At 39.5% G+C, this 21,455-nt stretch carries 18 protein-coding genes and 2 tRNA genes; 1 reads left to right on the top strand and 19 read right to left on the bottom strand.

The window, feature by feature from the left end:
• Positions 1 to 97 precede the first annotated feature (97 nt).
• Positions 98 to 1,339: a D-alanyl-D-alanine carboxypeptidase PBP3 gene (gene pbp3 / locus B7699_RS06210; RefSeq protein ID WP_060628492.1), complete on the top strand. Its 1,242-nt coding sequence runs from the start codon at positions 98 to 100 to the stop codon at positions 1,337 to 1,339.
• Positions 1,340 to 1,537: 198 nt separating this feature from the next.
• On the opposite strand, the gene sufB is transcribed toward pbp3, so the two are convergent.
• The 19 genes from sufB to B7699_RS06115 all read right to left on the bottom strand — a co-directional run bounded on the left by sufB (position 1,538) and on the right by B7699_RS06115 (position 21,385).
• Positions 1,538 to 2,950 carry a Fe-S cluster assembly protein SufB gene (sufB, locus tag B7699_RS06205; protein WP_084927524.1) on the bottom strand — a complete coding sequence of 471 codons (1,413 nt, stop codon included), beginning with the start codon at positions 2,948 to 2,950 and terminating at the stop codon, positions 1,538 to 1,540.
• A gap of 57 nt (positions 2,951 to 3,007) precedes the next feature.
• Positions 3,008 to 3,448 (bottom strand): Fe-S cluster assembly sulfur transfer protein SufU, encoded by a 441-nt coding sequence (gene sufU / locus B7699_RS06200; RefSeq protein ID WP_060628494.1) that lies wholly within the window; start codon positions 3,446 to 3,448, stop codon positions 3,008 to 3,010.
• The gene (locus B7699_RS06195) at positions 3,435 to 4,661 is read right to left on the bottom strand and encodes a cysteine desulfurase (protein ID WP_060628495.1); all 1,227 of its coding nucleotides are present in this window, start codon (positions 4,659 to 4,661) and stop codon (positions 3,435 to 3,437) included. Before B7699_RS06195 ends, sufU begins: the two co-directional genes overlap by 14 nt.
• Before the next feature lie 10 nt (positions 4,662 to 4,671).
• On the bottom strand, positions 4,672 to 5,934 hold the full coding sequence (sufD, locus tag B7699_RS06190) for a Fe-S cluster assembly protein SufD (protein WP_049532180.1): 1,263 nt from the start codon (positions 5,932 to 5,934) through the stop codon (positions 4,672 to 4,674).
• A gap of 27 nt (positions 5,935 to 5,961) precedes the next feature.
• Positions 5,962 to 6,732: a Fe-S cluster assembly ATPase SufC gene (gene sufC / locus B7699_RS06185; protein ID WP_000114489.1), complete on the bottom strand. Its 771-nt coding sequence runs from the start codon at positions 6,730 to 6,732 to the stop codon at positions 5,962 to 5,964.
• Between the two features lie 150 nt (positions 6,733 to 6,882).
• Positions 6,883 to 7,077: a DUF3272 domain-containing protein gene (locus B7699_RS06180; protein ID WP_001081602.1), complete on the bottom strand. Its 195-nt coding sequence runs from the start codon at positions 7,075 to 7,077 to the stop codon at positions 6,883 to 6,885.
• 27 nt (positions 7,078 to 7,104) lie between these two features.
• The gene (gene dnaX / locus B7699_RS06175) at positions 7,105 to 8,760 is read right to left on the bottom strand and encodes a DNA polymerase III subunit gamma/tau (RefSeq protein ID WP_084927523.1); all 1,656 of its coding nucleotides are present in this window, start codon (positions 8,758 to 8,760) and stop codon (positions 7,105 to 7,107) included.
• A complete protein-coding gene (locus B7699_RS06170; RefSeq protein WP_084927521.1) occupies positions 8,760 to 9,257 on the bottom strand; it encodes a GAF domain-containing protein in 498 nt (165 codons plus the stop codon). Before B7699_RS06170 ends, dnaX begins: the two co-directional genes overlap by 1 nt.
• Before the next feature lie 85 nt (positions 9,258 to 9,342).
• The gene (gene rpsA / locus B7699_RS06165) at positions 9,343 to 10,545 is read right to left on the bottom strand and encodes a 30S ribosomal protein S1 (RefSeq protein WP_001001631.1); all 1,203 of its coding nucleotides are present in this window, start codon (positions 10,543 to 10,545) and stop codon (positions 9,343 to 9,345) included.
• A gap of 160 nt (positions 10,546 to 10,705) precedes the next feature.
• Positions 10,706 to 10,777: transfer RNA gene (locus B7699_RS06160), tRNA-Gln, on the bottom strand.
• 9 nt (positions 10,778 to 10,786) lie between these two features.
• Positions 10,787 to 10,867: transfer RNA gene (locus tag B7699_RS06155), tRNA-Tyr, on the bottom strand.
• 49 nt (positions 10,868 to 10,916) lie between these two features.
• A complete protein-coding gene (locus B7699_RS06150; protein WP_000037113.1) occupies positions 10,917 to 11,147 on the bottom strand; it encodes a DUF2969 domain-containing protein in 231 nt (76 codons plus the stop codon).
• Positions 11,148 to 11,244: 97 nt separating this feature from the next.
• Positions 11,245 to 13,212, bottom strand: a complete 1,968-nt coding sequence (locus B7699_RS06145) for a peptide ABC transporter substrate-binding protein (protein WP_000837410.1) — start codon at positions 13,210 to 13,212, stop codon at positions 11,245 to 11,247.
• 21 nt (positions 13,213 to 13,233) lie between these two features.
• Positions 13,234 to 14,256 (bottom strand): branched-chain amino acid aminotransferase, encoded by a 1,023-nt coding sequence (locus B7699_RS06140; protein ID WP_033681953.1) that lies wholly within the window; start codon positions 14,254 to 14,256, stop codon positions 13,234 to 13,236.
• Positions 14,257 to 14,397: 141 nt separating this feature from the next.
• Positions 14,398 to 16,449: a thiol-activated cytolysin family protein gene (locus B7699_RS06135; protein WP_084927520.1), complete on the bottom strand. Its 2,052-nt coding sequence runs from the start codon at positions 16,447 to 16,449 to the stop codon at positions 14,398 to 14,400.
• A gap of 326 nt (positions 16,450 to 16,775) precedes the next feature.
• Positions 16,776 to 19,256, bottom strand: a complete 2,481-nt coding sequence (gene parC / locus B7699_RS06130) for a DNA topoisomerase IV subunit A (protein WP_084927518.1) — start codon at positions 19,254 to 19,256, stop codon at positions 16,776 to 16,778.
• Between the two features lie 51 nt (positions 19,257 to 19,307).
• Positions 19,308 to 20,042 (bottom strand): CPBP family intramembrane glutamic endopeptidase, encoded by a 735-nt coding sequence (locus B7699_RS06125; protein ID WP_084927516.1) that lies wholly within the window; start codon positions 20,040 to 20,042, stop codon positions 19,308 to 19,310.
• Positions 20,023 to 20,892 carry an aminoglycoside 6-adenylyltransferase gene (locus B7699_RS06120; RefSeq protein ID WP_084927514.1) on the bottom strand — a complete coding sequence of 290 codons (870 nt, stop codon included), beginning with the start codon at positions 20,890 to 20,892 and terminating at the stop codon, positions 20,023 to 20,025. The genes B7699_RS06125 and B7699_RS06120 overlap by 20 nt, the downstream gene beginning before the upstream one ends.
• Positions 20,882 to 21,385 (bottom strand): hypothetical protein, encoded by a 504-nt coding sequence (locus tag B7699_RS06115; RefSeq protein WP_084927512.1) that lies wholly within the window; start codon positions 21,383 to 21,385, stop codon positions 20,882 to 20,884. Before B7699_RS06115 ends, B7699_RS06120 begins: the two co-directional genes overlap by 11 nt.
• Positions 21,386 to 21,455 lie beyond the last annotated feature (70 nt).

Raw genomic sequence — 21,455 nt, 5'->3', positions numbered from 1 at the left:
ACCTCCATTCATCTATTTTACCACACTTTCAAAAAAGCTTCTTTCTTATATCATGAAACTGGGAATATTTTTTTCTTTATGATAGAATAAACTTACTATGAAAAAAATAATTTTAACTCTCCTAAGCCTTTCCGTTATTGGCTCAGCATCTACTGTTGCTGCTCAAGATTTTAATATTGCTGCTAAACATGCAATTGCCGTTGAGGCGAATACTGGTAAAATTCTCTATGAGAAAGATGCAACCCAACCAGTTGAAATCGCTTCAATCACAAAATTGATTACGGTCTATCTTGTCTATGAAGCCTTGGAAAACGGCAGTATTACACTATCCACTCCGGTAGATATCTCTGATTATCCATACAAATTAACGACAAATTCTGAAGCGAGTAACGTTCCTATGGAGGCTCGTAATTATACCGTTGAACAGCTACTTGAAGCAACACTGGTATCTAGTGCCAACAGTGCAGCTATCGCCCTAGCTGAGAAAATTGCTGGCTCAGAAAAAGATTTCGTCGATATGATGCGGGCAAAACTCTTGGAATGGGGAATTCAGGATGCCACTGTTGTTAATACAACAGGTCTTAACAATGAGACTCTAGGGGATAACATTTACCCGGGCTCTAAAAAAGATGATGAAAATAAGCTCAGTGCTTATGATGTCGCTATCGTTGCTCGCAACCTCATCAAAAAATACCCACAAGTCTTAGAAATCACTAAAAAACCTTCATCTACTTTTGCTGGGATGACAATCACTTCTACCAACTACATGTTAGAAGGCATGCCTGCTTATCGCGGTGGTTTTGATGGCCTTAAGACAGGAACAACAGACAAAGCTGGAGAATCTTTTGTTGGTACTACTGTCGAAAAAGGGATGAGGGTTATCACAGTTGTTTTGAATGCAGATCATCAAGACAATAATCCTTACGCTCGCTTCACAGCTACATCTTCACTAATGGATTATATCTCTTCTACATTCACACTTCGTAAAATCGTTCAGAAAGGTGATGCTTATCAAGATAGCAAAGCCCCTGTACAAGATGGAAAAGAAGATACTGTCACTGCTGTTGCCAAAGATGATATCACTCTAATTGAACGTGTTGGGAGTCAAGCTTCCCAATCTATTCAATTCACACCTGATTCTAAGGCAATTCCAGCACCACTTGAAGCCGGAACAGTGGTTGGACATTTGACTTATGAAGACTCAGACTTGATTGGTCAAGGTTACATTACCACAGAGCGTCCTAGTTTTGAAATGGTAGCAGAAAAGAAAGTTGAAAAAGCCTTCTTCTTAAAAGTTTGGTGGAATCAGTTTATCCGCTTCATCAACGAAAAATTATAAAAAAATCGCGATTTTAAACCGCGATTTTTTTATTACAAGTTCATCTTCAAAATCCTTGATTTTGAGTAAATTTAATACTCAATAAAAATCAAAGAGCAAACTAGGAAGCTAGCCGCAGGTTGCTCAAAGCACCGCTTTGAGGTTGTAGATAAAGCTGACGTGGTTTGAAGAGATTTTCGAAGAGTATAAAAACAAATTTTACCCAACTGATCCTTCCATTTCATAGCTGATCAAGCGGTTCAGCTCAACAGCATATTCCATTGGAAGCTCTTTTGTAAATGGTTCTACAAATCCCATAACAATCATCTCAGTTGCTTCAGATTCTGACAATCCACGGCTCATGAGGTAATAGAGTTGCTCTTCTGAAATCTTAGATACCTTAGCTTCGTGTTCCAAAGCGACTTGTGAGTTGTGAATTTCATTAAACGGAATAGTATCTGATGCTGACAAGTCATCCATGATAATGGTATCACACTCAATGTGAGAAACAGATTTCTTAGAGTTCTTATTAAAGGTCACTTGACCACGGTAGTCCACCTTTCCTCCGCCTTTAGCGATGGATTTAGACACGATAGACGAGCTGGTATGTGGAGCATTGTGGATCATCTTGGCACCCGTGTCCTGGTGTTGCCCTACATTAGCAAAAGCGATAGAGAGCATAGTACCACGCGCCCCTTCTCCATCAAGGTAAACAGATGGGTATTTCATGGTAGTCTTTGCACCCAAGTTACCATCAATCCACTCAACAGTGGCATCTTTTTGAGCTTTAGCACGTTTCGTTACCAAGTTATAGACATTATCAGACCAGTTTTGGATAGTCGTATAACGCATATAAGCACCATCTAAGGCAAAAATTTCTACGATGGCAGCATGCAAGCTGTTACTTGAATAAGTTGGCGCTGTACATCCTTCTACATAATGGACACTTGCTCCTTCATCAACGATAATCAAGGTACGTTCAAACTGACCAGTATTTTCGTTGTTGATACGGAAGTAAGTTTGAAGAGGAATATCTACCTTGACCCCTTTTGGTACGTAGATAAAGGTTCCACCTGACCACACTGCCGAGTTAAGAGCTGCCAACTTGTTATCAGTCGGTGGTACCAACTTGGCAAAGTATTGCTTAAACAAGTCTGGGTATTCCTTGAGGGCAGAATCCGTATCTGTAAAGATAATCCCCAATTTCTGGAACTCTTCCTTCATGTTATGGTAAACCACTTCTGACTCATACTGGGCAGAGGCACCTGCTAGATAAGCACGTTCAGCTTCTGGAATACCGATACGTTCAAAGGTTTCTTTGATTTTTTCAGGAACTTCATCCCATGAACGAGCTGGTTTGTCAGATGGTTTTTGGTAGTAGATCAAGTCATCAAAATCAATCTCTGACAAGTCTGCTCCCCAAGTTTGCATGGGCATTTTCTTGAAGGTTTCATAAGACTTCAAACGGAATTCTAGCATCCACTCAGGTTCTCCCTTAGCAGCTGATAGTTCACGAATGACATCTTCATTCAATCCTTTTCCTGTCGATAGGACAGGCTCTACATCATCATGGAAACCAAATTTATATTCACCAAGGTCAATTGGTTTTGGTTCTACTCTTTCTTCAGCCATAATATCCTTTCTTTCATTCTTCATTTCTACTGATTCATAAGACAAAAGAAACTTGTCTTACTGATTTTCTTGATTTTCAATTGTTTTCTTCAGGGCGTTCCAAGCTAGGGTTGCACACTTGATACGTTGAGGAAATTTGGCAACACCTGATAAGAAGGCTGCGTCTCCAAGACTATCTTGTCTGTCATCTTTTTGGCCTTGAACCATTTCAGAAAAAATAGTCGCAAGCTCTAAAATTTCTTGTTTGGTTTTTCCTAAAACTGCATCTGTCATCATGCTTGCAGAGGCAGTCGAGATGGTACAACCTGAGTTTAGAAAAGCAATATCTTCCAAACGGCCCTCTGCATCAAACTTGACTGAGAGGTTGATGACATCTCCACAGGTCGGATTGTTGAGACTGATTTGCTCAGCATCTTCCAACTTCCCTTGGTGATGTGGATTTTTCGAATGGTCTGCTACCACTGCCATATAAAGGCTATCTAGTTTAGAAAGTGCCATTGAAAAACTCCTTTGTCTTTTGTAAGGCATCGACTAGCTTGTCGCAATCTGCCTTGGTATTGTAAATATAAAAACTTGCGCGAGCTGTTGCTGGGACATCCAAATACTGGAGCAAAGGTTGCGCACAATGGTGACCCGCACGAACTGCCACTCCTTCATAATCCAGAGCAGTCGCAAGGTCGTGAGGATGAAGGTCACCTAGGTTAAAGGCAATAACACCTGAACGATGAGCCAAGTCCTGCGAACCGTAAATAGTCAATCCTTCAATCGCCTGCAGTTTTGGATAGACGTATGCAATCAGTTCCTGTTCATGGGCTTCAATCGCATCCATACCAATCTTTTCAAGATAATCCACTGCTGCTGCCAGTCCGATAGCACCTGCCATATTTGGTGTTCCAGCCTCAAATTTCCAAGGCAATTCCTTCCAACTAGCAGATTGCTCATAGACAAAATCAATCATCTCACCACCAAATTCTACTGGTGACATTTGTTCCAGATACTTTTCTTTACCATAAAGAACACCAATACCAGTTGGACCAGCCATCTTGTGACCTGAAAAGGCAAAGAAGTCCACATCCAAGTCCCGGACATCAATCTTCATATGAGGCGTAGATTGAGCACCATCCACCACCATGATGGCTCCAACTTGATGGGCTAATTGGGTGATTTCTTTGATCGGATTGACTACACCAAGAACATTTGAGGCGTGAGCAAGGGAGACAAACTTGACTTTATCAGTCAATTTAGTTCGAAAATCATCCATATCCAGAGCTCCATTATTGAGATAGACATAAACAAGTTCTGCCCCAGTTTTACGGCAGGCTTCCTGCCAAGGAATGATGTTGGAATGGTGTTCCATGACAGAAATCAAAACCTGGTCTCCCTCAGTCAAGGCTTCCTCTGCAAAGCGCGCTACCCAGTTCAGACTGGTTGTCGTTCCTCTAGTAAAGAGAACTTCCTTTGTAGACCTTGCATTGATAAACTTACGAATGGTTTCACGAGCCGCCTCATAAGAAGCTGTTGCTCGCTCAGCCAAGGTATGGACCCCACGATGAACATTGGCATTGTCGTTCTCATAGTAGCGGTTAATCGTCTCCAGAACTGCCAGTGGTTTTTGTGTCGTCGCAGCATTGTCCAAATAGACTAATGGTTCATCATTAACAATCTGGTCTAAAATTGGAAAATCCTTGCGAATCACTTCTACATCTAACATAGGCTACCCCTTAGCGTTTTGACAATTTTTCTTCGATAGTTGCAATCATTTCATCACGAACTTCTTTGACTGGTATCTCAACAATAACAGATCCAAGGAAACCGCGGACAACCAAACGTTCTGCAGTTGACTTATCCAAGCCACGGCTCATGAGGTAATACATATCTTCTGGATCTACCTGACCGATAGAAGCCGCGTGTCCTGCAGTTACGTCATTTTCATCAATCAAAAGAATTGGATTGGCATCTGAACGCGCTTGGTCTGAAAGCATGAGAACACGGCTCTCTTGTTGCGCATCTGCTCCCTTGGCACCCTTGATAATGTGGCCAATACCATTGAAAGTTAAAGTTGCTTTTTCAAGAATAACCCCATGTTGAAGGATATTTCCGATTGAGTTGCAACCATAGTTAGTTACTCGGGTATCAATCCCTTGTACCTGACGGCCACTTGAAAGAGCTACGACTTTAAGGTCCGCATGGCTACCGTTACCAATCAAGTCACTATCAAAATCAGCAACTACATTCCCTTCGTTCATGACACCGATTGCCCAGTCAATGCTTGCATCGTTGCCTAATTTACCACGACGGCTAATGTAAGCAGTGACGTTTTCACCTAGACGGTCGATAGCAGCAAACTTCACTTGAGCTCCAGAACGTGCAATTACTTCTACTGTGATATTAGCAGTTGCTTTGGCACTTCCTTCACCGCGTGACTCTAAACGTTCCAGATAACTAATCTTAGAATTTTTACCAGCGATAATCATAATATGCTTGTTAAACGGCACATCGTTATCGCTGTCTTGATAGAAAATTCCTTCGATTGGTTCCTTAATTTCAACATTATCAGGAATGTAGAGAACAGCACCACTGTTGAAATAAGCTGTATGGTAGGCTGCCAACTTGTCATCGTCATACTTAACAGATGACATGAATAATTCCTCAATAAGCTCTGGAATTTCTTCTAAAGCTGAGTGGAAGTCTGTAAAGACGACACCCTGTTCAGCCAACTCAACTGGAATTTGCTCAAAAACAGTTTGAGTTCCAACTTGCACCAACTTTAAATGATTATCTAAAGCTGTGAAGTCAGGAACATTTGCTGATGGCTCACTTTCTGTAATCGTTCCATCACCCAGATTCCAACGGTGGAATTTGACACGCTCAATAACTGGTAATTCCAAAGTCTCAATCTTGTCAAAAGCTTTTTGACGGAGGTCAGCCAACCAGCTTGGTTCAGCATGCATTTCTGAAAAAAGTTTAATATTTTCTTTAGTCATTTACTTCTCCTAAAAGATACGAGGGAATTACAATTCTTCCTTGTAGTCGTAGCCAAGTTCTTCAGCTAGTTTTGCGTATCCTTCACGTTCCAAACGCGCAGCCAATTCTGGGCCACCAGAAAGAACAACACGACCTTCCATCATAACGTGTACCACATCTGGTGTGATATAGTTCAAAAGACGTTGGTAGTGAGTGATAATCATAGCACCAAATCCTTCACCACGCATAGCATTAACACCTTTAGAAACAACTTTAAGGGCATCAATATCAAGACCAGAGTCAATCTCGTCCAAAAGGGCAAAAGTTGGTTCCAACATCAAAAGTTGAAGAATCTCATTGCGTTTTTTCTCACCACCAGAGAAACCTTCGTTGAGGTAACGCTCAGCCATTTCTTCTTTCATGTTGAGTAATTCCATCTTCTCATCCAATTTAGTGATAAACTCACGAACTGAAATTTTTTCATCATCTTCTTTACCAGCATTCATGGCTGCACGAAGAAACTCAGCGTTAGTAATACCAGGAATTTCTGATGGGTATTGCATAGCAAGGAAAAGTCCCATACGCGCACGCTCGTCCACTTCCAACTCAAGGATGTTTACGCCATCAAACAAGACTTCACCTTTGGTAACTTCATAGTTTGGATTTCCCATGATAGCGGCAGAAAGAGTCGATTTACCAGTACCATTTGGTCCCATGATAGCGGCGATTTCTCCTGTTTTCAGGGTCAGGTTAACCCCTTTTAAAATTTCTTTTCCTTCAATCTCAACGTGAAGATCTTTGATCTCTAATACTGACATGATAATTCCTTTCTTTTTCAAGGCCTTTACAGTGCTTACTGGAAACATACTTGATTTCCCTAGAAAATACGGTAAAAGGTCAATAAATATACTTTTATAGTATAACAAAAAAAAGCCTAAAAGGCTTTGATTTTGTCTAGAAGCTGAGGACTAGTCTTTTCCTTTTAAATGCTGGTCAATGACATCTACAATCTTGCCCATCAAGTAACTTACTCGGAAATTTCTAAAGAGCAAAATGGCCCAAAAGGCTGCCATAATATAGCGACCAGTCATCCAGGCTTCATTGAAAAAATAGGTCTCAGCAGCTGTAAACAGCGCGATGATAATAAATTGTTGTCTATTCATAAACTTATTGTATCATGAAATCTTTCTTTAGTCTTCCTCTACCTTCACTTTATCAGCCAAAAATTCAAAACCTTCTGGAATCAGGCTTTCTTCTGCTTCTTTTTCAGATTGAGAAGATTTAGCTTTGGCTGAAAAGGCTGCACGAACTTCTTTCCATTCTTCCATGGAAATAGCTAAAATCTCGGGTGAAAAACCTGCTGCCTGACTGAGGATGTTACCAAACATGGTGTTGAGATTGTCCCGTTTCATGGTTTGACCAGCATTGAAGTTAGACTCAAAAGCAAGAATAGCATGGTGTTCATTGGCCGCAACCGGTTGAGAACCAACTAGCAGAGCCTTATCAGGGCCTCCTAGACTTTCAATTACCTCTCCCCAGGCATTCTGCAAGCGAATCAGATTTTGGCGTGCTAAATCAGGATTTTCAACGGCCTCTTGTAGGATAGATTGAACTTTATTACGATCCACACGATAGACTGTTTTGCCTGCTGTTGGACGACTAGGAGCTGGATTTGTTGGCTTAGATACAGTTCCTACATTTACCAGTTCATGTTTGAGACGGGCAACTTCCTGTCTCAGTGCAGAAATTTCACTTTCAACTGCCCCAGAAAGAGCTGCTTCAGTCTTAATCTCTGCCAAACGGATAGTCATCATCTCAGCATAAATCTTGGGCTGCAAACTAGACTTAATATCTGCTAAACTGACTGTCGCCAAGCGAATCATTTCAAACAGATTTTCTTGAGGAAGTACCAAATTCTCTACAAAGACTGGACTATGATGAGTGTTTTCTCCACCTGTTTGGACAATTAACAAGTCTCTTAAATAGTGCAAAAGATCCGTCACAAAACGAGTCATACTCTTACCATTGTCAAAAAGAAGATTCAAGCAAGACAAAGCCTTGGGAACATCCTGTTGAGATAAGGCAGCCACATAATTATCCAAGGCTGATAGACTAATGGTACCAGTAATTTCTTCAGAGATGGCAGTCGTCAGCTCGTTTCCCTGTGTCAAACTCAAGGCTTGATCCAAAATAGACAAGGCATCTCGCATTCCACCTTCAGCCCGTCTGGCAATGATTTCCACAGCCTCTGGTTCAGAACTGATATTTTCTTTTTCTAAAATATAGTGGATATGTTCCTTAATATCCTGTGTTTTAATCGATTTAAACTCGAAACGTTGCACACGGGATAGAATAGTGGCAGGTATCTTGTGCAATTCAGTAGTGGCCAAAATAAAGACCACATTCTGTGTTGGCTCTTCCAGCGTCTTTAGGAGGGCATTAAAAGCTCCTGTAGACAGCATGTGAACCTCATCTATGATATAAACCTTATAACGAGCAAGGCTAGGCGCATAGGTAGATTTATCACGAATTTCACGGATTTCATCCACCCCGTTATTAGAAGCAGCATCCATTTCAATGACATCTTCTAAACTACCGTCCGTCACTGCTTGACAAATATAGCAGTTATTACACGGTTCACCACCCACTTGATTTGGACAGTTCATAGCTTTGGCAAAAATCTTGGCTACACTGGTTTTTCCCGTTCCCCGTGGACCAGAAAAAAGATAAGCATGACTTATTTTCTCTTGCTCCACTGCTTGTTTAAGAGTCTTAGCCACAACTTCCTGTCCAACCAACTGGGAGAAGTTTTGACTTCTATATTTTCGATAAAGTGCTTGATACATTAGGCTTTCTCCCCAAACATTGTAAAGTCCCATTCTGTCTTTTCAAGCAAAATAGCGACAAATTGTTCCAAATAATCTCGATCCATAGCATCATAATCATCAATCTCTGAAGAATCAAGATCCAGAACTCCAAGTAATTGACCATTCTTAACCATCGGAACAACAATTTCACTTTTAGCTCGACTATCACAAGAAATATAGTTGGGATAAGTTGTTACATCACCAACCAGAACAGTTTCCTGAAAATGAGCTGCCTCCCCACAAACACCTTTTCCCAGTGCAATACGGATGCAGGAAACACCTCCTTGGAAAGGACCTAAAACCAATTCCTTTCCATCGAACAGATAAAAGCCTGCAAATACGGTATTAGGAAAGCGTGATTTTAGAAGAGCACTGGCGTTGGAAAGATTAGCCAAAACATTGGTTTCACCATCCAATAAAAAAGAGAGCTCCTCATTTAACATTTGATAACGTGATTGTTTTTCTGATTCTAACATAGGACTATTATATCAAAAAAGGCTTACAGACAAAAGAAAAATCCTTTGTTTAGTAAACAAAGGATTTTGTGAATTTTCAATTTGATTAAAGTTCGATATCACCGAACAAGTCAGCCATTGAGAATCCTGTTTGTGTTTCTGGAAGTTCGAAATCACGTTTTTCTTGACGTTTTGGACGACGTGGACGAGCAGCACGTTTTTCTTCTTTTTGTCCTTCTTCTTGAGCTGGACGCTCTTCAAGAGCTTTGATAGAAAGTGATACGCGCTCTGCATCTGCGTTAACTTCAAGAACTTTAACTTGAACTTCTTGACCAACTTTAAGAGCTTCTTTTGGATTTTCAATACGTTTGTGTGAAATTTGTGATACGTGAACAAGTCCATCGATACCTGGCAATACTTCAACAAATGCACCGAAGTCAGTCAAACGTTTAACTGTTCCTTCTACTACATCACCTTTAGCCAATTTTTGCTCAACGCCATCCCATGGTCCAGGTGTTGTTGCTTTAAGTGAAAGTGATACACGTCCTTCTTCTTCGTTAAGATCAAGGATTTTCACTTCAATTTCTTCACCAACAGTTACAACTGATTTTGGTGATACGTTACGTTCGTGTGATAATTCAGTCAAGTGAACCAATCCGTCAACACCACCAAGATCGATGAAAGCACCAAAGCTTGTGATACGAGCAACTTTACCAGTTACAACATCACCAACAGCCAATTTACCGAATACTTCAGCGCGAGCTGCTGCAGTAGCTGCTTCAACAACTTCACGACGTGAAAGGATGAAGCGGTTTTCTTTAGCATCAACTTCTTTGATTTTAGCATCAAATTCTTGACCTACAAAACGCTCAGTGTTACGTACGAAACGAGTATCCAACATTGAAGCTGGGATAAATCCACGAACACCTTCAAATTCTACTGAAAGTCCACCTTTAACGGCACGAGTTCCTTTAACAGTAACAACTTCTTCTTCGCGACCAACAAGTTTGTCCCATGCTTTGCGAGCTTCAAGGCGTTTTTTAGATACAAGGTATGTAACTGTATCAGTATCTTTACCAACTACTTGACGAAGTACAAGAACATCCAATACTTCTCCTACTTTAACAAAGTCATTGATATCTGCATCGCGATCGTTTGTCAATTCGCGAAGAGTCAAGACACCTTCAACACCAGTTCCAGAGATTGCAACGTTAGCTTGAGTCGCATCAACTGTCAATACTTCAGCACTAACAACATCACCAGTCTCAACTTGGCTAACGCTATTTAGCAAATCTTCAAATTCGTTCATCTAAAAAATCCTCCAACAATCAAGTTCTTCTTAAACTTGACATACTTATAATTTTTTTCCTAAGCACCCGCAAGGACATGTTCATATCGTTCACGTCTTTCAATTATAAAAATAAAATACCCTAAGATATTTTGATTTTATCTTGATCATTACCTAAGAACTGGGGTAGCTGGATTCGAACCAACGCATGAGGGAGTCAAAGTCCCTTGCCTTACCGCTTGGCTATACCCCATTGATGAAATGGAGAGAGAGGGATTCGAACCCCCGAACCCGAAGGAGCGGATTTACAGTCCGCCGCGTTTAGCCTCTTCGCTATCTCTCCTACAATCAACATGGACCATTATATCATGAAAATTTCAAAAAAACAAGACTTATTTTGCTAAATTATAATTTTCAATCAAAATTTCCACAGCTTTTTCCAATTTTTTATAAAAACTATCGACGTTTCCATTCTTTATGATGGCAAATTGTCCGTCTAATTCGGCAATTTCTCCGATAACTTTTTTACCAATTGTCAATGTATAGCCTTCAAAACTGTCTTTTCCTACATTAACCTTGGCATCTGCTACTTGAATTTCAATTTTTTTATCTTTCTTACTCATTTCATACCTCTCTTCACTTTTTCTATTTTACAAGAAAATCCCAAAACTAGCAAGAAAAAACTCTATATCGGGCTTGTCCGATATAGAGTTTTCCGCATTATTTAATGTGTTTTTCTAGTTCTTTTTGGTACTTACCATTTGATTCCAATTTTTCTTTTTGCCATTTTTTCAGTGCTTCTTCATATTCTTTTGTTGTAACAATATCTTTTTGCAATTTCATTCCTTTAAAGATATATGGGTCACCCTTAATACCAACTTGTGAGTATGGTTTTGAGAATGGCACGACATTACTTACAACTGGAGAACCACCAGATGAGGCTGTTGGCATCAATAATGAACTATCTGTCAACCAAGCTTGAGCCTTGGCATATTTTTCATAGCGTTCTTCAAGATTTGTAGTTTCTGAATCTGCATCATCCAATAATTTCTTATATTGGTCCAAACCAAGTTTAGCTACAACATCCTTATCTTTCCCTTTAGTAATACCAAGGTGTTTCATAGCAGAACCTGATTTAGGATCCATGATATTCAAGTAAGATGCTGGGTCTTGATAGCTTGGAGCCCATCCTGTACTGTTCAAATCATAATCTTTTTGAGAAGGAACACGCGCTTGAGAAGTGATTGTTTCCTTTTCATTATCTGTCATTTGAAGAACGTCGATAACAACATTTTCAGCACCAAGAGTTGATTCAATAGACTGTTTGAAAGAGTTGCTTTGTTGAACAGCGATGGTATCTGTTTGTTCAACTGGGACATCCAAGTGAATTGGGAATGTTACCCCTTTAGATTCCAAGTCTTTCTTAGCTTTTTCGAAAGCAGCTTTAGCCTTGTCAGGATTGTAGATAGAATCCTTACCGTCAACTAGCTCAACATCTTTCCATTGGTCACCATAGTTCACCAACTCTGCTTGAGCGATTTGACCAAAGTTTTTACCACCTGCTTGTACAAAGTTGTCAGGAACGAGGCTGTTACGAATAATCTTGTCCGCACCGTCTTCACCATTTAGCTGGGCAGCATAAGAATGGCGGTTGAAGGCAAAGTTGATAGCCTGACGGAAGTCCTTATTAAGCATAGCTTCTTTAGTAGAAGTCTTTTGCTCTTCACTTGTTTTCGCAGTTTTATTATATGATTGACGATTTACGTTAAAGGTGAAGTAATAACTACTTGAGTCCTGTGGGCTATAAGTGATTTTATCTCCGTATTGTTCCAAAGTTGAAGCAAAGTTTGAGCTACTTGGGAAGAGACGGGCTGTCGTATAGGCACCTGAAGAGAAGCTACGAATCAACGATTCCTGATCAGAACCATCGTAGTAAGTCAATTTGACCTTTTCAATTTTTACCTTTTCTTTATCCCAGTAATTTGGGTTTTTCTCGTATTCGATCAACGATTTAGAAGTCAAGGTCTTCAAGATATAAGGACCATTGTAAAGAATCCCTGCTGGAGTAACTGCTCCATAATCTTTACCTGATGCCTTCAAAAACTCTTCATTTACAGGCAACATCGTTGCTGTGGTGACTTTAGAGTTCCAGAAGCTTTCTGGTTTGTTTAGGGTATATTCAACTGTATAATCGTCCAAGGCCTTAACACCAACTGTAGAGAAATCATTGGTCTCACCAGTCATGTAGGCATCCAAGCCCTTGATTGAATTTTGGATGAGAGAGACACCGTCTGACTTACCGTCAGCTACGTGTTTTAGTCCTGTCACAAAGTCATGGGCTGTTACTTCTGCGTATTCTTCGCCTTCTGAAGTGTACCATTTAACTCCTTTACGAAGTTTATAGGTATAAGTCAAACCATCTTTTGAGACAGACCAATCTTCAGCCAAGGAAGGAATAACATTCCCGTACTGGTCATTTTCCATCAAACCATCCACCACATTCCCGATGACATCTGTTGTAGATGTACGAGTCGCTATACTATAATCCAAAGATGCTGGATCTACTGCATAGACATATGAAAATGTTGTCGGTGCATCTGCTTCTTTATCAGCTTTTCCACAAGCCACTAAAAGAGCTGTTGTGCTCAGGACCACTCCTGCTGTTAAGAGCCATTTTTTCGATTTCATAAAAATCTCCTTTAGTTAATTTTAATCTACTTTTACAATCCAACCTTCTGGCGCTTCAATATCACCAAACTGAATACCTGTCAATTCATCATAGAGTTTACGAGTCACAGGACCTACTTCTGTTTCACTATAGAAAACATGGAAATCATCACCGTGCTGAATTCCACCAATTGGAGAAATAACTGCTGCTGTACCACAGGCACCTGCCTCTACAAAACGGTCAAGATTATCAATTGGGACATCCCCCTCAATAGGAGTTAAGCCCAAGCGATGTTCTGCTAAGTAAAGCAAAGAATACTTGGTAATAGATGGCAAGATAGATGGACTCAATGGTGTTACAAATTCATTATCAGCTGTAATTCCAAAGAAGTTAGCTGATCCGACTTCTTCAATCTTTGTATGAGTTGATGGGTCTAGATAGATAACATCTGAGAAATGACGTGACTTGGCCAATTTCCCTGGCAAGAGACTTGCAGCATAGTTTCCACCAACCTTAGCCGCACCTGTACCATTTGGAGCGGCACGGTCGTATTCATCCTGAATCAAGAAGTTGGTTGGGACCAAACCGCCTTTAAAGTAATTACCAACTGGCATGGCAAAGATAGTGAAAATGTACTCTTCTGCTGGTTTTACTCCGATAATATCTCCTACTCCAATCAAAAGAGGACGAAGATAAAGGGTTCCACCTGTTCCGTATGGTGGTACGTATTCTTCATTCGCACGAACAACTGCCTTACAAGCTTCTACAAACATTTCTGTCGGAACTTGTGGCATCAAGAGACGATCACAAGTACGTTGCAGGCGTTTAGCATTTTCGTCAGGACGGAAAAGTTGAACACTACCATCCTTAGTACGGTAAGCTTTCAAACCTTCAAAGGCTTGTTGACCATAGTGAAGACTTGGAGAAGACTCTGAAATATGCAAGGTTGCATCTTCTGTAAGTTCTCCTTGATTCCATTGTCCATTTTTAAAATGAGCAATATAGCGATAAGGTAATTTCATATAGGAAAAACCGAGATTTTCCCAATCAATCGTTACTGTCATATTCCACTCCTTATTCTAAAAACCTATTTCTTTTATTCTACACTATTTTTCTAAAATAGCAAGTATATTTTGTAATTTTCAGAAAATTTCTTCAATAAAAAGAACCAGCTCTTAGAACTGATTCCTTTTACAAGTGAAAAATTAGTTATTTTCAACTTTTTCATCGTATTTTGGTCTTAGTGTTGTACCTGAGTTAACAATGGTACGTTTTTGAACAAGAGGAAGGTCTGTACGATTGTAAACTGTACGCCATGGTTCCCAAACAAGGCCTGTTTTTTCTTGGATTTTTACTCTGATATTACGAACATTTCCTTTAAATTGAAGTTCAGTTTGGAAGCCTGCTGTTCTGTTTTTACCATTATCTTCCCATTGACGTGAGCGAATGCTTTCAACTCCATCCTTATCATAAGTTACTTCATCCCAGTAAACATAGTAGCGAGCAATGTAAGCTCCCTTATGATGTAAATTGAGGTAACCATTTTTATATGAAGTCACTTTAGTTTCAATGTAGTCTGTATTACTTTGAATTGTGGCTACTTGATTATCTTTCAAGAATGCAGTCTTATAAGAAATTGGAACAGCCGGGTTTTGTGTACTGAAAGTAGCTCCTTCTTGAATCAATTTCTTCAAATCTTCTACTGTACCTGTCACAACACGTGCAGCGCCATCAGCATTTCCACCTACGATTGAAACTGTTACAGTTGTGTTCTTCAAGACACGCGCCCATTCAGATTCTGGTTTAATAGGCACTCCTTTGATAACAGCATTAATCGCTGCTTTCAACTCTGTACTCTTGCTTGTTGTTTCAAATTTGACATACATTTGACGTCCGTATGAAACGCTTGACACGTATACAGGAGGTGTTTTGTCATCAATTCCACGTGCTTTCAATTGATCAACCGTTACTCCTGGAGCAAATACATCTGATGGATTTTTTGGAGCATCAAAGTTAGCAGTATAGTAAATTTGTTTAAAATCAACAACTTCAACTTGTTTTTCACCCTTGTTCACAGCCTCAAAGTCAATTTTCAAATTAACGCCGACTTTTTCAAAATCACTTCCGAATTTTGCTTTCAATTGATTCATGCTGTAAGCAGAAGTTGATTCGTACTGCATACGTGCTGGAGCAGGATTTTTTGCAGCATATTTTTCATGCCAACGATTTAACAAGGTATTCACACCTTCCTGCATACCACTTGCAGTTGGATTAGCATCTACATAGCTATCTCCGCCAACCATACCTGGCAAGTCGACGCTAATTCTACCTTTGCTACGATCTAAACTAATTTGTTGTGGTTTATTTTCTAGAAGGTCTTGATTTGCTTTAAACAAAGCACCTAGGAAAATATCTCCGTTACCATTAATGGCAACATCTGCAGAAGCATTAGAAAGGTTTTTCTTCACTTTTTCGACAACCACAAATTCATTTCCTTGTTGTTTTGTGCTTGTATTAGTGTAATTTTCTAATGCTTCGCCTTTTCTAGTTAAAATATTTAGTTTATCGTAATTTAAACCAAATAAATAGTTATTTAGCTCTGCAGTATAATCTTTTTTATCTTTACTTTCTGTTTTAACTTGGTTTTCTGTTTTCTTATCTGTTACTACTTTTTCTTCTTTTACAGCACGATATACTTCAACTTCTGCCAAACTAAGAGGAGTTTTAGATTTATTTAATTCAATTTTTACATACCGTGCATTAACTCCTGAGAATTGAACATCAACTGTTGGTTGATTGTTTAAGCTATCGACATGTTGACGAGTTACTTCCTTACCATCTTTATCTAATAAAATAACATCAAAATTAGATAAACGATTAGCTACAACTCCATCTCCACGATTGTAAATACGAACAGTTCCCACACCTTCTTCTTTTGCTAGGTCAACTTTCCACCAAGAATGATCTTGAAAATCTGTATGAGTAACTGAACGATTGTTCCAGGCATTATCACGATTACCGTCAACTGCTCTAGAAGCCTCCCCTTCATAAGCAGTCGAACTCTGACTTGCAGACTTATGAGCAGCAATATTTTCACCAGCAACTGCAGCAACGCTTGGTTCTGTTGCTTTTACTACATTTGTTTGAAATACAAGGCCAGAACCTAGCAAAAATGTTGCAATGGCAACACCACATACTCCAACGCTACGTTTACGAATAGAAAAACGAAATCCTTTATCTTGTTTGTTTCGAGACATACAAAACTCCTATATATATTTAAACGAATTATTTCTTAAACGCGCTTTCTTGAAACAATAAGAGTATAACATAAAAATATTATAGATGCAAGCGTTTTCTTAAAAAATATTATTTTTTATTAGCTCAACTTGTATAGTTGTTCATATGTTAATAATTTCACATCTAAATACAAAGCGGTCTATACCACTAAAAACAAGAAAACGAACAGGCTTCAGTCTCTATCAGTTGGGAATCAGCACTGTTCGTTTTTGTATATATAATCAAATTCAATTCTTAAATCTATAACTTAACAAATTTCTCAATGAAAAGCTTTTCATTGTTTTTATCATTTTTTTGATTCAAATTCTGTATAAGCTTCCTGAAGATAGGCATCAATAACTTCTTCATCTGAAATGGTATCTGATATGAAGCTTCCGTTGCTAGTTCGTTCTGACAGGTTCAAGTCTTGCAATCGGCTTTCATAGATTGTTCCTTTGTTGGATTGAACAAGCAGAGTTTGGTCATTCTCTTCCACTTCTGTACTGAAGAGATCACCTACAAATCCTTGCTCTGCAACTGCACCAGCCAAGAAGACACGATGTGGTTTGTTTTTCAACTCACGCAAAATTTGTAAACCACGTTTGGCACGGCTTGTTGCTGGAATTTCCTCAATGGAAACACGTTTCAAACTTCCACGCTGAGTCAAGAGGTAGAAGGACGAGGTATTACAGATAAAGGCCGATTGGAGGACATCATCTTCTTTCAGGTTCATAGCCTTGACACCTGCTGCCTTGGCACCGACAACCGGAACCTCTTCAATATTGAAACGCAGTGCATAACCATTTTGGCTAATCAAGAGAACATCATCCAGTTTAATTGGAGCCACTGCCACAATCTGGTCTGTCTCGTCTTTAAGCTTAGCATACTTAACAGACTTAGACTTGTAGGTCCGCCATGGGGTGAATTCTTTTCGTTCTACACGCTTGATTTGACCAAGACGAGTTGCAGCAAAGTAGGTTGTCGCATCATCAAACTGATCTACTACTTCAACATAAAGGATTTCTTCGTTCGTTTCAAAGTTTGTAATGGTCTGGCTCAAATGCTCACCGATATCCTTCCAACGAATATCTGCCAATTCATGAATTGGTCTATATATGACATTTCCAAGAGTCGTGAACATCAAAAGATGCTGGGTTGTCTTGGCAGCTTGTACAAAAATCAAACGGTCATCATCACGTTTGCCAATTTCTTCCAGGGTTGAAGCGGCAAAGGAACGTGGGCTGGTACGCTTGATATAACCTGCCTTGGTCACGCTGACATAGGTATCTTCCTCAACGATAAGACTAGCTGTATCAATCTCAATTACTTTTGCTGTGTCTTCTAAAGTACTCAAACGTGGAGTCGCAAATTTCTTCTTGACCTCACGAAGCTCTTTCTTCATGAGATTGTACATGGTCCGTTCATCTCCAATAATAGCAGCAAGCATGGCAATCTTTTCACGAAGTTCTGCTTCTTCTTCCTGTAAGACAACCACATCGGTATTGGTCAAACGATACAGTTGCAAGGTTACGATAGCCTCAGCCTGTTCTTCCGTAAAATCATAGCTAACTTTGAGGTTTTCCTTGGCGTCAGCCTTATTCTCAGAAGCACGGATAAGGGCAATGACTTCATCCAAAATCGAAATCACGCGAATCAAACCTTCAACGATATGGAGACGTTTCTCAGCCTTTTCCTTGTCAAAACGGGAACGCGCCAAAATCACTTCACGACGGTGGGCGATGTAGCTAGACAGGATTGGAACAATCCCAACCTGACGAGGCGTGAAATTGTCAATCGCCACCATGTTAAAATTGTAATTTATTTGTAGGTCGGTGTATTTGAAGAGATAATTGAGAACAAGCTCTGTATTGGCGTCTTTCTTAAGTTCGATAGCGATACGAAGACCGTCACGGTCAGACTCGTCGCGAACCTCAGCAATACCTGCCACCTTATTATTGACACGAACATCATCGATTTTCTTGACTAGATTTGCCTTATTAATCTCATAAGGAATCTCAGTAACAACGATTTGTTCCTTACCACCTTTTAGCTTCTCAATTTCAGTCTTGGAACGAACAACCACGCGCCCCTTACCAGTTTCATAGGCCTTTTTAATCTCGTCACGACCTTGGATGATAGCTCCTGTAGGAAAGTCTGGTCCAGGTAGGAATTCCATGAGTTTATCAACCTTTGCAGTTGGGTGGTCAATCATATAAACCGCCGCATCAATGACCTCAGCCAAATTATGGGGAGGAATGTCTGTGGCATAACCGGCTGAAATACCAGTAGATCCATTGACTAAGAGGTTTGGAAAGGCTGCTGGCAAAACCGTCGGTTCTTTCTCGGTATCGTCAAAGTTCCAGGCAAAAGGAACTGTCTTTTTCTCGATATCTTGAAGAAGGTAACCAGCAATTTCAGACAAACGCGCCTCGGTATAACGCATAGCCGCAGGAGGATCTCCGTCCATTGAACCGTTATTACCGTGCATTTCAACTAGAATCTCACGATTTTTCCAATCCTGAGACATACGAACCATGGCATCATAGATGGAGCTGTCACCGTGTGGATGGAAATTCCCCATGATGTTCCCGACTGACTTGGCTGACTTACGGTAACTCTTGTCAAAAGTATTGCCATCCTTATTCATCGAATAAAGAATACGGCGCTGAACCGGCTTCAAGCCATCACGAATATCCGGCAAAGCCCGGTCTTGAATAATGTACTTGGAGTAGCGACCAAAGCGCTCTCCCATGATGTCCTCAAGGGACATGTTTTGAATGTTAGACATAATAATTCTCTTTTTAGTGTTTTATTGTAAAGTAAATCTATATTTTTAAATTTAACTGTTTCTTTGTAGGTAGTGAGAAAAGAAGAGCAATCCTACTAATCCTAGAATGAACAAAAGATTAATTTTAATAACAAATAAGCTAAGTAGGGTATTAATTAGGCCGTGAAAAATGGCGCAAAAAAGGACCGACTTAGTCTTTTTGAAAACAGCTGCTAGAAGAATACTGAGATAAATTGCAAATAGACTGAATAATATAAAAGACATCCCACTTTGGGAACTTCCAATCACAAACCATAAAGGTACATGCCATATTGCCCAAATACAACCTGTTATCAAACCGGAAATCCAAAAGGAGAATCTAGTTTCCAAAATTGGTTGCAAGATGCCTCGCCATCCCAATTCTTCTTCGCCACCATAAACACAGACTGCACTCAAAAAAACAACAAACAAATTTCCTAGTGGAAAAGCCGGATTAAGTTCCTTAGAGGAGAAAGCGATGACACCTGTCTGCACGAAAATTAGTAAAAGAAATAACAAAATATATTTCTTTGAGTTCCCTAAGATAAAAAAGACTATGCTTTTAATGGATTTTTGAGGCAAACAAGAAATGGCTGCAATGGTTGGACCGAAACCTCCTAGTAAATGGAGAAAAACTCCTAGTGGACTTGTTAGACTTAAGAGACTCATTTGCGTCAGAAAAGCGAGCAATCCCCAACCAAATCCCCAAGAAATGAGAAAACTAATCAGTAAAAATTTTGTTATCTTATTATTTTGTAAATGTTTCATTTGTTTCGAGTCTCTCCTCAGCATACTTAATCATCTTCTCAGCCATTTCCTTATCGTAGTCAAATTCCATCTTGTTAGCAAGGTATTGAGCTTCTTGGTGGAAAAGTTTCATTGTAGCGTACAAAGACTTAGTGATTTTATCTAAACTTGAGAAATCAAGCAGATTTGAAAATTTCTTTTCTTTACCAGTGGGTAAATAGTTAAAGAGATACTTATAATTCTTTCCGATGTCGATCTTTTCCCTATCACTTGCTACCTGCCAAGCCAAGACCTTCAAGAGTTCTTGTTGACAAATCCCGTAGAGATGGTCAGTGGCATAGAGTAGTTGCTTGCGACAAATGCCCTTGACTACATAGGCGGAAACCCACCAAAATTCATTGCAGGAATTTTTAAAATCTGTCTCAGTAGCTGGATGTATCCAGAAACGCTCTGGGCTGGGAAAATATGACTCAAACAAGCCCTTCTCATCTACTAAAACTATGAATCCTGCCTCACTATCCACCCACTCTTGCATGTGTTCTTTAGGGCAAAGAGTCAAATCAATACGATTGCCATCTTCAAAGAGCATGAGATAGAGACAACGATTACCAAGAGTAACTTCTTGCTCAATAATGCGTTTCCCAAACTGATTCAACCAGGAAAGGTCACTTGTCAGATTATCAAAATCATCCACAATATAGACTACATCATAGTCTTGAAATTCATCTGTTGGAGCTTTTGAACAAGCACGCGAACCAGACATAGCGACAGCTTTGACTTGTAAAGTTTTGGCTACCTGTAAAATCAATCTCAGCATTTGCTCTTGACTTCTATATTTTCTGCTCATATCTTTTATAGAGTTATTTTTCATAACTATCTTGCTCCACTTGTTTTTGGAGGATTCTTATTCTTTTCTTCTCAAGCTCTCCTACTATCACTTGGATAGTTGAACAAATCCCAAAAACCAACAAAAACAGATAAATACCACTTTTTTGATATATTGTCAGTGCTCGCCATATCACAAATATATTTACTAATGAAAATAGGAAAAGCAAAAAAGCATTGAATCGAAGTATTATAGCGAACTTGCTCTTAAAATACCTATAATGTTTTCCAATCCTATAGAGCGTATATAGTGAGAAAACAATTATCAAAGGGGTGAAAGCAAGTGCATAAAATAAGATAAACCCTATTCCTGAGTATGGTTTACTTTCCATTGGTAAATCTAATAGACAGATACCAATAGTGAGGAGGTTCAATATAAATAAGAATACTGTGCGAGCACACTCTTTTCTACCTTTACTGGTCATTAAATCATATATAATTCCAAAAATGGCTAAGAGAACAAGGAAAAAAGGTATCATTAATAACGTAATCAATACTGCGCCTCCAATAGTTTTAGCGATTGTTTACATACAAAAGATGATTGTCACC

Source organism: Streptococcus mitis, assembly GCF_002096835.1.
In the GTDB taxonomy this organism is placed as follows: domain Bacteria; phylum Bacillota; class Bacilli; order Lactobacillales; family Streptococcaceae; genus Streptococcus; species Streptococcus mitis_W.
The sequence above is the reverse complement of the archived record's forward strand: the minus strand, read 5'-3'. Positions and strand labels throughout refer to the sequence as shown.

Coding starts and splice junctions, on each gene's coding strand:
- pbp3 (WP_060628492.1), top strand. CDS start 98: ATGAAAAAAATAATTTTAACTCTCCTAAGCCTTTCCGTTATTGGCTCA.
- B7699_RS06125 (WP_084927516.1), bottom strand. CDS start 20,042: ATGAAACATTTACAAAATAATAAGATAACAAAATTTTTACTGATTAGT.
- B7699_RS06140 (WP_033681953.1), bottom strand. CDS start 14,256: ATGACAGTAACGATTGATTGGGAAAATCTCGGTTTTTCCTATATGAAA.
- B7699_RS06180 (WP_001081602.1), bottom strand. CDS start 7,077: ATGAATAGACAACAATTTATTATCATCGCGCTGTTTACAGCTGCTGAG.
- B7699_RS06150 (WP_000037113.1), bottom strand. CDS start 11,147: ATGAGTAAGAAAGATAAAAAAATTGAAATTCAAGTAGCAGATGCCAAG.
- sufC (WP_000114489.1), bottom strand. CDS start 6,732: ATGTCAGTATTAGAGATCAAAGATCTTCACGTTGAGATTGAAGGAAAA.
- sufD (WP_049532180.1), bottom strand. CDS start 5,934: ATGACTAAAGAAAATATTAAACTTTTTTCAGAAATGCATGCTGAACCA.
- rpsA (WP_001001631.1), bottom strand. CDS start 10,545: ATGAACGAATTTGAAGATTTGCTAAATAGCGTTAGCCAAGTTGAGACT.
- dnaX (WP_084927523.1), bottom strand. CDS start 8,760: ATGTATCAAGCACTTTATCGAAAATATAGAAGTCAAAACTTCTCCCAG.
- sufU (WP_060628494.1), bottom strand. CDS start 3,448: ATGGCACTTTCTAAACTAGATAGCCTTTATATGGCAGTGGTAGCAGAC.
- B7699_RS06135 (WP_084927520.1), bottom strand. CDS start 16,449: ATGTCTCGAAACAAACAAGATAAAGGATTTCGTTTTTCTATTCGTAAA.
- B7699_RS06170 (WP_084927521.1), bottom strand. CDS start 9,257: ATGTTAGAATCAGAAAAACAATCACGTTATCAAATGTTAAATGAGGAG.
- B7699_RS06115 (WP_084927512.1), bottom strand. CDS start 21,385: ATGATACCTTTTTTCCTTGTTCTCTTAGCCATTTTTGGAATTATATAT.
- sufB (WP_084927524.1), bottom strand. CDS start 2,950: ATGGCTGAAGAAAGAGTAGAACCAAAACCAATTGACCTTGGTGAATAT.
- B7699_RS06145 (WP_000837410.1), bottom strand. CDS start 13,212: ATGAAATCGAAAAAATGGCTCTTAACAGCAGGAGTGGTCCTGAGCACA.
- parC (WP_084927518.1), bottom strand. CDS start 19,256: ATGTCTAACATTCAAAACATGTCCCTTGAGGACATCATGGGAGAGCGC.
- B7699_RS06195 (WP_060628495.1), bottom strand. CDS start 4,661: ATGTTAGATGTAGAAGTGATTCGCAAGGATTTTCCAATTTTAGACCAG.
- B7699_RS06120 (WP_084927514.1), bottom strand. CDS start 20,892: ATGAAAAATAACTCTATAAAAGATATGAGCAGAAAATATAGAAGTCAA.